Here is a 12,221-nt window from a genome sequence, read left to right as displayed (position 1 = left end):
GACAGGAATATAACCGGCAAAGACCCCATTCTTCGTTAAATAACCAGACTCCGGAGGAATTTGTCCGAAGTCTGCAAAAAAGCCCGGATCTCTGATTTAGTCTGGCGCTGATTTGGGGAAGAGATCAAAAAAGCCCGGATCTCTGATTTAGTCTGGCGCTGATTTGGGGAAGAGATCAGAAAGACGAAGATCTCTGATTTAGCACTGCACTGATTTTGGGCCAAGGTCAAAAATAAGACGGAAATATCAAAAAGTGTGTGAAACTAAAATGGGTGTGCTTACACACCGCTTAGCATCGTGTTAATAAAAATCTAAAAGTCCATGTATTTCAATCTTCTTATGGCTTCTTTGAGCATGCTGTATTTACATGCAAGATTAACTCTAATAAAACTCTCACCAGACTTACCGTAAATAGAACCACTATTTACGATTACCCCAACCTTATTGCTCAGTAGCTCTAGGATTTGATTGCTGTTAAATCCCGTTTTACTAATATCCACCCAAACTAGATATGTTCCTTGTAGGTCCACTACTTTACACTTTGGTAAGTATCGAAAAATATATTTACGGAATAACTTATAGTTTCGATAAATATAATCCTTAACGCTTTCCAACCACCATTCCGAGTCATTATAAGCTGCGATTAGAGATGAAATGGCGAAGATACTTATATCGTTAGCAAAATCATTTTTAAGTGAATCCTTTATTTTTTCTCTGAGGTGAGTATTACTGATTATCATCACTCCTTGTTTAACACCGGAAATATTAAAAGACTTGCTAGGTGAAAAACAAACTACAGAACTGCATAGTATATTTCCTGTAGGCTTTGAAAATGGGATGTGTTTATTATCCCCAAAAATTATATCACAATGACTTTCATCAGAGATAACAATGACTCCATGCCTAGCACAAATACTACCTAACTGAGATATTTCATCCTCTGACCAGACTCTTCCTATAGGGTTATGTGGACTACAGAATAACATCGCCTTACATGACTCCCTCGCCGCCATAATTTCAAGCTCTTCAAAGTCAATATAATACTTATTATCACGATAAATAAGATTGTTAATCATGGCGGTTCTTCCAGAACTCTCAATACAAGAGGCGAACATATTGTATACAGGCTCTTGGATAATTATTTCATCACCTTGTGATGAGATACTCTTTATTATTGTAGATATAGAGACATCCACACCTGAAGCACAAACAAGCCATTCGCGTAAAATATTGTAATTATGCCTTCGAGAAAACCACTCAATGATAGAGTTAAAGTAATCTTCTGGTACATAATGATAACCAAATACTCCGTGTCGAATGTTATTAGAAAGAGAATTTATAACCGCGGGGGGGGAATAAAAATCCATGTCAGCTACTGAAAATGGCAGTACATTATCTTGATTAGGCCGATCCCATTTACTTGAATGGGTACCGAGACGTGAAACATGCACATCAAAAAATTGAATAATCCAATCCTGCATATACTTATGATCCCCAATGATTTCATAATAAAGAAACGTATAACTATGTAGTAGCTGAAACATGAAAATGCAAATGATTCGAAGTTTTTTTGGATATACACCTATTCCCTCCTAGCACATCGTAACCCGCATCGCATCACATCACATCACATCAGTTCCTTGTATCATTTTCTGCCGCGTGCAAGAACAAAAGATATACATCACTTCTAAATTTCCAAAAAAAAACCTTCTATATCAATTAAATAAAAAAACTTTAATGTGTTAACGATTCCGTATTGACACACAATGCTTATGTGTTAATTATGTTTCAGATTGTTGTTTATTTGTTGCACATGCGAGAGCTGCAGTTTTCTCTGAAAACTAAATGATAACTTAATGTGAGGTATCTATATGATTAACTGGAAGAATTCAGACTCTTTTTACAATAATGAGCATCAAGGATCAGGAAAGCCGGTTCTGTTGTTTATTCACAGTGACCAACTTAGTTGCTGCAATGAATTAGATTCACTCCTCGAAAATATTAACAACCAGGATAGTATCCTTGAAAACTATTTCCCTATCAGGGTATCTTCATTTAACCCTTCAGAGAATGATAAAAAACTCATTAACAATCATATATTTGTAGCATCTCCTGTTCTGCAAGTGTTAAATCATGATGGTAGCCGTAGTCATGAGTTTAGTTATGTGCCTAGACAAACAAGACATTCAAAAGGATATTCTTATACGCATAACGAGAATGACGGGGTATTTAACCAAGATTTAGTTCGCTCGCAATTGGAAATAGGTCTTGCAAAATATCACTTTCTCAATAAAAACCAAGATATAGCATCTGATATGGCGGAAAAAATAATTACGAAGAATAATAATGACCCCAACGCCTATAATCAAGCCAAGATTATCATCGATAAAAAAGAAAATGATGGATACTCAAGCTTTCTAGACTCGAAGATAAATTATAGCGAATTGTCAAATGCCACTGTCCGCCTGTTAAATAATCTGCGAAATATAGAAGACAGATTAGTGATGAAAGAGTGGCCTTACACCGATGGCGACGGTGATTGGAAATGGTATACAGATTGTGTACGTGAACTCTCATTCCAAATATACCAAGAGTTGATAACAACTGCTAATAATATTGAACTTGCTGTTGGACCGCGCAGGAAAAATAAAAAAAACCATCTAATTTTATCAAATTGGCACAAGAACTACAGGAAATTACAATCAGATTTCATTGGCGTTCCTGATGAGATGTTAGATATTATTGCTCTTAAGCATGAGCGTAGTTTACGAGAAAACATCGTCCATTGCATCCTTTGTGAAGGAAGCGCACATGGATTACAGATCCTAAATACAGTTAATGAAAAAAACAACCCTGAGTGCATCATTGATTTTGAAACCCATCAAGCACAGGTAGGTGAAGTAACTGCAGATATTGGTCCATCAGCAGATCTTTTCTCACATTATGAAAGCGTCCACACAAAAATGATGAACCAGCTCAAGTATATTAAGGATAGCGAGCTAGATATTAAGTCAAAATGGTGGGAGCCCGAAGCAGTTACGCTTAAGTTTAGACTTGACCGTCTTGGATGGCATCTGCAAGACCATATTTGCACTCACAGAAAATTATTATCAGAGATGAATTTTAAACCTAACCTTGTAGATACATTTTCACAAGTTATCTTTGAAGGAATGGCACAGGTTGAATGCAGCTCTTTAGGATTTGAAAAGCAATGTAAGGATGAATTTTCAAGCCTAATTGCCATGATAAATAAGAGAGCGGTCGAATTCTTAGAGTTCTCAAAAAAATAAAACTTCTAAAATACCATGCACGATATTTTTATATCGTGCAATAAACTTCAGGAAGATATTTATGAGCAATGAAGTTGAATTCTGGAAACGTTTGAAATGCTATAGTGACATTGATTGCGAAACATTCCTATCTGAAAAGTGGCAGTTAAAAAACACGATAAAGAATAGAGATGAGTTACTCGAATTTCTTCGACAAGAGCTATCTCAAGAAATTATTGATGACTTTACTCTCTCTCTATCTAAAAACCCTATGCAGATAAAAATAAGTCCATATATTTTGTCGCTAATTGACTGGGATAATTTTCATGAGGATCCTATTAGAAAACAGTTTATCCCTTTGTTTAGTGAACATAAAAAGGATCATCCGGCATTGAGACTTGACTCACTTAACGAGAGTGACGACTCCCCTGTTCAGGGGATAATACATCGCTACCCAAATAAAGTGCTTTTTCTCTCAAATCATAGCTGCCCAGTATATTGTCGTTTCTGTACACGAAGCTATATGGTTGGCGAAAGCACGGCATCCGTGAGCAAGAGTCATAATGTAGCAATGCCCAATAATTGGCATGATGCAATTAATTACATTATTACCAATGAAAATATTGAGGATGTCGTTGTCAGCGGCGGTGATGTATATACTCTCCCCGCAAAACATCTAAAAATATTACTCACTGAACTATTAAATATACAGTCGGTAAAGAGAATAAGAATAGCAACTAAGTCACTTGCCGTACTACCCACTAAATTCTTATCATCAGATGGTTGGGCTAGTGCAATAATTGATGCGAATAAACTTGCTCTAAAAAAGAGAAAACAGTTTTCTATTCAAACCCACTTCAACCATGCGAATGAAATAACATGGATAACCAAAAAAGCAGCTGACCTTCTATTTGACCATGGTATAAAAGTTAGAAATCAAACAGTACTAATGAAAAATATTAATGATAGCATCCATAGCCTTAAAGATCTTATGGACTCATTAGTTAATATAAACATCGAACCCTATTATATATATATGCATGACCTAGTTCCAGGAAGCGAGTTCTTTCGCACCACCTTGAAAAGCGCTCTAGAGTTGGAGGAGCTCTTACGAGGCTCGACATCTGGATATAATATCCCAAACTTTGTCGTTGATCTCCCTGGCGGTGGTGGGAAACGCAATATTTGGTCATATCGACACTATGATATCGAATCAGGTATATCTATTTTTCGCTCACCTGTAATAGATAAAAATAAATTTTATTTCTATTTCGACCCTATCGCTCAGGATGAAGAAAATGATATCAATATGGAAAACTTTGACCAAGCGAATCTTGATGCAATCATAGAAAAAATAAAAAATAAAAAACTTGAGGAGTTACGATAATGCAAAAATATCTTCTTGTTTCCGCCATGCCGACTCCAAATGGAGGGCTTCACCTTGGGCATTTAGCTGCACAATTTCTACCTCAAGATATTTTCAAAAGATACCACAAGCCTAGAGGTAAAATAGTTGAGTTTTATGGTGGCTTTGACGTCTATGATAATGCAATTAGTGTTGCTGCAAAAAAAAACAATGTTAGCACGTATGAAATGGCTATTCACTATCAAAACATTATTAAGGATCAACTTAATTATTTCAATATAGATATTGATAATTTAATCAATTACTTAGATCCGGAATTGATAAAGAAATCGAAAAGAACTCTTGCATCTCTAAATAAAAATCTCAGCCCTATTCTTTTTACCAAGAATATCTCATATCCCTATTCGGCTGATAACACACCACTAAGCGGGAATTGGCTGACAGGCAAGTGCAAAAAATGTCATCATGACACAAAAGGCTATTCCTGCGATCGTTGCGGAATATCGATTACCCCCAATGATATTTACGACTTTAATTTTGAACAGTCATACGTAACACAAGGAATAACTTGGGAAGACAAGATGATATCTTTCCTCTCAGTCCCTTTTTCGGATCTTGAGAATTACATTGAAAGTCAACCTATATCAGATGATATAAAATCTCTTTGTTATGTGTTAAATCAACAGAAAAATAATTGTTACCAATGGACCGCTATTGACCAATGGGGTATGTCTCTAAATTCAGAGGTAAAAGATGAAGTGTTTTTTAACAGAAACTTTACCTTGATAGAACAAATGATAATTGCTGATATTTTTTATGAAAATCACGGTGAGAATCCATTTTCGATAGATAGTGAAGTGAAAACAATACTTGCTTATGGGAAGGATAATGTAGGATTACTCTTAATTGACTTACCCAGTATACTACTTGGCTCTAAGGTTTTTGAACCTTATAAACAACATTGGGTCAGTCACTTTTATTGCATCGATGGGCAGAAAATGTCCACAAGCAAAAATTTCGCTATCTGGCTAGATGATATTATGACGTCTAATATAAGCTCCGATAGTACAAGAGCTTATATTTGCAGTGTATACTCTAGAGATGAAGATACCAATTTGGATTTGAAATCACTACTTGAACATGAAAGATTTACTTTTGACCTGCAGCAAGGTATTCTCGGCATGAGTAAAATAAATCAAAAAGATTCAGGAGAGAATGTACTATCTAGTAAAATGGAGTCTATAGCTAAAAAAGTAGATACTATATTCTCCAATGTTGATTTGGATTTTAAAGAATACTACAATAGATATAAAGAATTTTGTTCTTTAATTTATTACGTAAACTGTCAGAAATCAGCAATCTTATGGGTGGAAATATTTCATGGGTACTTTAGCGCATTGGTTCCAAACACTGCATCTTTTGCAAAAGAAAATGTGAGATTTTATGCCAAAGATTCAAAAAGGTAAATTCATCGCAAGTGCAGGTTTAGATAATTTCGGGGATGGTCTTATGACCATCTTTTTCCCACTTATTATGTTATCAATAACTTCTGACCCTATTATTTTCTCACTAAGTTATGTAATAAAAACCTTGTCGTCTGTTCTATCGTCTTTTCTTTCTGGATACATACTGGATTTTCATCCTATATTAAAAGTAACTAAATTAGCTAAAGCCGCCAGACTAGTCTCTCTTATTTTAATCATATCTCTGCCAATGAATATAACCATGATACTTTTTTGCGCGCTAATTTTTGGTGCCACAGAGGTATTTATTGATAATTCAACGCAAACTATTAGTTTAAGTCTCTATCAAAAATCAGAGTTAATTAGCATAAATAACAAACTTCAGTCAATGGAATATCTTTTTGTTTTCTTTATTGGGCCAATCGCTGGTGCATTTATTTTTAAACCTTATAACAACACGCTGCTTTACTTCGCGATCACTACCTACTCTTTATCTTTATTGCTTTTTTCATTTATGAAAGACATTCCAAGAAATAATAGGGAAAATAAAGAAAATGCTTTTAATGAAATTATGCAAGGATTGAAATTCCTGTTAAGTCATGCATCACTGAGGATTTTATGTATCTATGCTGCCGCTTTTTGTTTGGTTATATCTTGTTTATTCTCAGTTTTCCCGATGATAATCTCGTCACAAGTGAATGATCCGCAGTTGTTCGCGGGGTTGTTCTATGCACTAAATTCTCTCGGGTTCGTTTTAGCTTCATCTCTGACCCCTATAGTTTCAAGAGTTATTTCAACAAGAAAGTTGCTATTTATTTCATTGTGTTTTGCATTTCTCTCTAGCATTATTCTAGTATTGGATCATACTATTTATATAATGCTTATATCAGTTTTTTTGCTCGGATGTGGCATGGGGTGCTGGGGCTGCATCGCTGTAACCTATAGACAGAAAGTAATACCTGAAGGTATATTCTCGAGGACTAATTCTGTTTACAGACTTTTCTCTTGGGGAGCACTATGTGTGGGAGGTCTTATGGGGGGAACTATTTATCAGATAATCGGTTACGATTCACTCTTCTATATAACGTTAGCATTTACACTATCTCTTACTATATCTTTCTACTTTATGCCCTTAACGGATAAGTTATGATGAAGTTACCAACATCACTTTTACCATTCAAAATCAACAGAATACATACTGAGTTGGGTATATTCAAAGTGAATGGATATAGGTCATCAGTTAGCACTGATAAAATGACCATAATTCTCTCAACGGTTTTTATACTTTCTACAGATGGCTGGGAAGAACTTATTTTAACCCAACCTAATAGTAACCTACTGGAACAATTACTTCCTTACCTAGAGCACCATTTAATGTCAAATCTGTAGTGGCGCAATTCGCTTACCGAAAAACTAAGGGGCCAAAATATAAATCGAAAAATCGTGCAATGAAAAGATCACAAAGCTTGCCACACAAGGTGGGAATGATCTTACCCACGTAATGTGGACACAGGCCTAAGCGAGGTTCTGTTTTTCAAATTGTTCCGGGCTAAGACCACCACAGGCACTGTGGCGACGCCAGCGATTGTAATCACACTCGATATAATTAAATACCGTCGTCCGCATTATTTCCCGGCTGATGAAGCGTTCGCCGTGGATACATTCAACCTTCAGTGTGTGGAAGAAGCTTCCCGCACAGGCGTTATCGTAACAGCAACCTTTGGCACTCATACTTCCATGCAGATTATGCTGTTTCAGCAGCGTCTGATAATCCGTTGAGCAGTACTGCCCGCCGCGATCTGTGTGGACGATGACATTTTCCGGGCGTTTACGCCGCCACAGCGCCCTCTGTAGCGCATCACAGGCAAGCTGTGCCGTCATTCGCGACGACATCGACCAACCGATAACAGCACGCGACCACAGGTCGATGACGACAGCCAGATATAACCAGCCCTCATCGGTGCGCAGGTACGTGATGTCTCCCGACCACTTCTGATTCGGCCCACTGGCGTAAAAGTCCTGCTTCAACAGATTCTTCGACACAGGCAGACCATGCTCACGGGAGCTGACCGGGCTGAACTTGCGCGAGGCTTTCGCTCTCAGTGCCTGACGACGGAGGCTGGCAGCCACGGTTTTCACATTGAAGCGATAACCCTGCGCATGCAATTCATCTGTCAGACGCGGTGCGCCGTAGCGCTGTTTTGTCTGAGCAAAAGCCTTGTGCACGGCGCTGTCGCAACTCAGACGGAACTGCTGACGCGAGTTTGTCCTCACACGCCGCTAACACCAGGCATACCAACCGCTGCGGGCAACCCGGAGTACTCGACACATGGCTTTGATATTGAACTCTGCCCGATGTTTTTCGATAAAGACATACTTCATTTCAGGCGCTTCGCGAAGTATGTCGCGGCCTTTTGGAGAATGGCCAACTCTTCAGCCTGTTCTGCCAGTTGGCGCTTGAGCCGGGCATTCTCTGCGACCAGCTCGCTTTCGCGTTCTGAAGATGTTATTTGCTGCTGCTGTTTACTGCACCAGGCATAAAGCTGTGATTCATAAAGGCTGAGTTCGCGGGCAGCGGCAGCGACACCGATGTGCTCAGCCAGTTTTAGGGCTTCATCACGAAACTCCGGCGTATGTTGTTTACGGGGTTTCTTGCTGGTTGATGTTGGTTTTGTCATGTGAGTCTCCTCTGGTAGAGAGTTTACTCACTTAGTCGCGTGTCCACTAATGGTGGGTAGGATCAAGTCTCCTATCGAAATGCAGAAACGGGCAAAACGGAACAGATCAATCGAGATCAGATTGCAAACATGAGTGAGTTGGATAACTAAAAGGAGCTACAAATGAAAAAAACGCTTGTTCTTCCCGCGATCGCCCTGGTTGCCATCGCCGCACTGTCAGGCTGCACACGCACCAGCTACGCCATCCATACCCACGACGGTCGAACGCTCATCAGTGACGGCAAGCCGAAAGAAACCGCTGCCGGATTGATCGGTTATACCGACGCCAATGGCGTTAAACAGCAAATCAACAAGACGGAAGTCAAAGAGGTTTCAGAGATCCCTCATTAAGATTTCGATAACCTTAGCCAGTTAAAACCAAGGGAGCCAATGGCTCCCTTTCTACTCGAAAAAACCGGCGTGCTTGCGTGAATTTAACGATAACGCCGATAACCACCTGACATTTAGCGCCAACGTTCTCAGGTTTGCCATAGGGATCTCTCCTTTCCCTGCATCAAGCAGCTATAATCCAAAAAGTGGAGTTTTTTGATAACGATAAGGAGGGAGTATGTATAAAACTATCTTGGTTCCCGTGGATATTACCGAGCCGGAATTAACACAGCAGGTCATCCCGCATGTCAACGCGCTCGCCAGGCTCGAAGACTCCCACGTCCATTTCCTGGCGGTGATCCCGTCGCGCGCCACCTACGCCGCTTTCGGCTTTGCCGCCACGGCGGCGATAGAAACCAAAGACGAAACCATTGCGCTAGCGACCGAGGGGCTGGCAAAAGCGGCAAAACAATTCAGCGTGCCTGAAGATAGAGTGACCACGCACGTTGCCGTCGGCGATCCTAAAGATCAGATCCTGGAACTCGCTGATGCGCTTAACGCGGAGATTATCGTGATGGGTTCCAACCGCCCTTCTGCGATCACTTACCTCCTCGGCTCCAATGCCACCGCCGTCGTCCGCCACGCCAATTGCCCGGTGCTGGTCGTACGTGAATCGGCTAACGCCGCTCGCTGAACCTGTCCGATATCTCACTCGCATTTGAACAATAAAAAAACGGGAGCCCTAAGGCTCCCGTTCTCATTAAAGCGCCAAACACCCTTACATGTGCTTAACGATAGCGTCGCCAAACTCTGAACATTTCAGCAGCTTAGCGCCTTCCATCAGGCGTTCGAAGTCGTAGGTCACGGTCTTGGCGGCGATAGCGCCTTCCATGCCTTTAACGATCAGGTCAGCCGCTTCGAACCAGCCCATGTGGCGCAGCATCATCTCTGCGGACAGGATGATGGAGCCCGGGTTCACTTTGTCCTGGCCGGCGTACTTCGGCGCGGTGCCGTGAGTCGCTTCGAACAGCGCGCAGTCGGAGCCGATGTTGGCACCCGGCGCGATGCCGATGCCGCCAACCTGGGCCGCCAGGGCGTCGGAGATGTAGTCGCCGTTCAGGTTCATACAGGCGATCACGTCGTATTCCGCCGGACGCAGCAGGATCTGCTGCAGGAAGGCGTCGGCGATCACGTCTTTAACCACGATCTCTTTGCCGGTGTTCGGGTTCTTGATCTTCAGCCATGGGCCGCCGTCGATCAGCTCGCCGCCGAACTCTTCGCGCGCCAGCTCATAGCCCCAATCCTTGAAGGCACCTTCGGTGAACTTCATGATGTTGCCTTTGTGAACCAGAGTCACGGAGTCACGGTCGTTGGTGATGGCGTATTCGATCGCCGCACGCACCAGACGCTTGGTCCCTTCTTCGGAGCATGGCTTCACGCCGATACCGCACTGCTCTGGGAAGCGGATTTTCTTCACGCCCATTTCGTCGCGCAGGAATTTGATCACTTTGTCCGCTTCGGCGGAGCCGGCTTTCCACTCGATGCCGGCGTAGATGTCTTCGGCGTTTTCGCGGAAGATCACCATGTCGGTCAGCTCAGGCTGTTTCACCGGGCTTGGGGTGCCCTGGTAGTAACGCACCGGGCGCAGGCACACGTACAGGTCCAGCTGCTGGCGCAGGGCCACGTTCAGAGAACGGATGCCGCCGCCGACCGGGGTGGTCAGGGGGCCTTTGATGGCGACGCGGTAGTCGCGGATCAGGTCCAGAGTTTCGTCCGGCAGCCACACGTCTTTCCCGTAAACGTGGGTAGATTTTTCGCCGGTGTAGATTTCCATCCAGGAGATTTTACGTTCGCCGTGGTAAGCCTTTTTAACGGCCGCATCAACCACGTGGATCATGGCAGGAGTCACGTCAACGCCGATGCCGTCGCCTTCGATGAACGGAATGATCGGGTTATGAGGAACAACCAGTTTACCCTGGGCGTCAACCGTGATTTTTTTACCTTCTGCCGGAACAACTACTTTGCTTTCCATCAACCTCTCCTTCAAGCGCAATTTTGTTAATGCTTTGTAAGATGCGTGTAGATACTACTTGAATATTCGGTCCGCGCCAATCCGAAACGGATTCGGTTATAATGCGCTTATCATCCGTAATCTCAACCGTTATGAAAAAATTCTCTGTTAGAAATCACAAAGTTAAACGATTCAGCAAGCCGAATGCCGCCAAACCCGCCGCGCCGAAGGGGCCGCGCCGAATTGTGTTATTCAACAAGCCCTTCGACGTGTTGCCGCAGTTCACCGACGAAGCCGGCCGCGCCACGCTGAAGGAGTACATCCCCTTCCCCGACGTTTACGCCGCCGGGCGCCTGGATCGCGACAGCGAAGGGCTGCTGGTGCTGACCAACGACGGCCAGCTGCAGGCGCAGCTCACCCAGCCGGGCAAGCGCACCGGCAAAATCTATTATGTGCAGGTCGAGGGCGCACCGCAGGAGAGCGATCTGGCGCCATTGCGCAGCGGCGTCACGCTGAAAGACGGCCCCACGCTGCCCGCCGGTGTGGAGCTGGTGGCCGAGCCGCAGTGGCTGTGGCCGCGCAATCCGCCGATCCGCGAACGCAAATCCATCCCCACTTGCTGGCTGAAAATCACCCTGTATGAAGGGCGAAACCGCCAGGTGCGTCGCATGACGGCGCATATCGGGTTCCCTACCCTGCGCCTGATTCGCTACAGTATGGGTAATCTTTCGCTGGGTTCACTGCAACCCGGTGAATGGAAAACCATCGATTCTCTGTAGCCCGACGACGGGAGGCGCCATGAGGAACACCCTGCCCTCGCGCCCCCGCTCGCCGAGCCGGCCAACATCTGCCGGCGCTTCGACAAACCGCTGTAAGGAGACCGCATGTTCAAACCGCACGTCACCGTGGCCTGCGTGGTGCACGCCGCCGGCAAATTTTTAGGTTCATCGCGTCTTAGCGTGAACCAATAGAAAACGGCAGTCAGAACGTTTAGGTTTGTATTCGCCAAAACACACCCTAAACCTTCAAAACTGCCGTCACTATGAATGCTAACCTTTGCTCCCT

The 12,221-nt window shown here is 43.0% G+C and carries 10 protein-coding genes and 2 pseudogenes; 9 read left to right on the top strand and 3 right to left on the bottom strand.

All coding sequences use genetic code 11. From position 1 onward, the window contains the following. Positions 1–95, top strand: a 95-nt coding sequence (locus tag M6G53_RS25750) for an integrase core domain-containing protein (protein ID WP_494546272.1), incomplete at its 5' end; no start/stop codon positions are given. 216 nt (positions 96–311) lie between these two features. Here M6G53_RS25750 and M6G53_RS24245 read toward each other — a convergent pair. Continuing rightward, positions 312–1,481 carry a MalY/PatB family protein gene (locus M6G53_RS24245; RefSeq protein WP_253335063.1) on the bottom strand — a complete coding sequence of 390 codons (1,170 nt, stop codon included), beginning with the start codon at positions 1,479–1,481 and terminating at the stop codon, positions 312–314. A 390-nt stretch (positions 1,482–1,871) separates the two neighbouring features. Between M6G53_RS24245 and M6G53_RS24240 the strand changes: the two genes are divergently transcribed. From M6G53_RS24240 to M6G53_RS24225, 4 genes are all read left to right on the top strand, one after another. After that, entirely contained in the window at positions 1,872–3,290 is a 1,419-nt protein-coding gene (locus M6G53_RS24240; protein ID WP_253335061.1) for a hypothetical protein, read from the top strand. Between the two features lie 61 nt (positions 3,291–3,351). After that, positions 3,352–4,656 (top strand): KamA family radical SAM protein, encoded by a 1,305-nt coding sequence (locus M6G53_RS24235; protein ID WP_253335060.1) that lies wholly within the window; start codon positions 3,352–3,354, stop codon positions 4,654–4,656. Next, on the top strand, positions 4,656–6,101 hold the full coding sequence (locus M6G53_RS24230) for a class I tRNA ligase family protein (RefSeq protein ID WP_253335059.1): 1,446 nt from the start codon (positions 4,656–4,658) through the stop codon (positions 6,099–6,101). Before M6G53_RS24235 ends, M6G53_RS24230 begins: the two co-directional genes overlap by 1 nt. Further along, positions 6,079–7,248 (top strand): MFS transporter, encoded by a 1,170-nt coding sequence (locus tag M6G53_RS24225; RefSeq protein ID WP_253335058.1) that lies wholly within the window; start codon positions 6,079–6,081, stop codon positions 7,246–7,248. Before M6G53_RS24230 ends, M6G53_RS24225 begins: the two co-directional genes overlap by 23 nt. Positions 7,249–7,613: 365 nt before the next feature. On the opposite strand, the pseudogene M6G53_RS24220 reads toward M6G53_RS24225, so the two are convergent. Beyond that, positions 7,614–8,776: pseudogene (locus M6G53_RS24220) on the bottom strand (IS3 family transposase). Positions 8,777–8,842: 66 nt separating this feature from the next. On the opposite strand from M6G53_RS24220, the pseudogene M6G53_RS24215 reads away from it, so the two are divergent. The 3 genes and pseudogenes from M6G53_RS24215 to uspF all read left to right on the top strand — a co-directional run. After that, positions 8,843–8,926, top strand: a pseudogene (locus M6G53_RS24215) (YgdI/YgdR family lipoprotein); the annotation flags it as partial. Positions 8,927–8,938: 12 nt separating this feature from the next. Beyond that, positions 8,939–9,166, top strand: coding sequence for a YgdI/YgdR family lipoprotein (locus M6G53_RS24210; protein ID WP_038877767.1), 228 nt, complete (start codon positions 8,939–8,941; stop codon positions 9,164–9,166). A gap of 217 nt (positions 9,167–9,383) precedes the next feature. Continuing rightward, complete coding sequence (gene uspF, locus M6G53_RS24205) at positions 9,384–9,839, top strand: universal stress protein UspF (RefSeq protein ID WP_060419331.1); 456 nt, start codon at positions 9,384–9,386, stop codon at positions 9,837–9,839. Between the two features lie 84 nt (positions 9,840–9,923). Here the strand turns inward: uspF and icd are convergent, their stop codons facing one another. Further along, complete coding sequence (gene icd, locus M6G53_RS24200; protein ID WP_015377612.1) at positions 9,924–11,177, bottom strand: NADP-dependent isocitrate dehydrogenase; 1,254 nt, start codon at positions 11,175–11,177, stop codon at positions 9,924–9,926. A gap of 131 nt (positions 11,178–11,308) precedes the next feature. Between icd and rluE the strand changes: the two genes are divergently transcribed. Beyond that, positions 11,309–11,935, top strand: coding sequence for a 23S rRNA pseudouridine(2457) synthase RluE (rluE, locus tag M6G53_RS24195; protein ID WP_041034765.1), 627 nt, complete (start codon positions 11,309–11,311; stop codon positions 11,933–11,935). Positions 11,936–12,221: the final 286 nt, after the last annotated feature.

Source organism: Serratia nevei, assembly GCF_024160145.1.
In the GTDB taxonomy this organism is placed as follows: domain Bacteria; phylum Pseudomonadota; class Gammaproteobacteria; order Enterobacterales; family Enterobacteriaceae; genus Serratia; species Serratia nevei_A.
The sequence above is the reverse complement of the archived record's forward strand: the minus strand, read 5'-3'. Positions and strand labels throughout refer to the sequence as shown.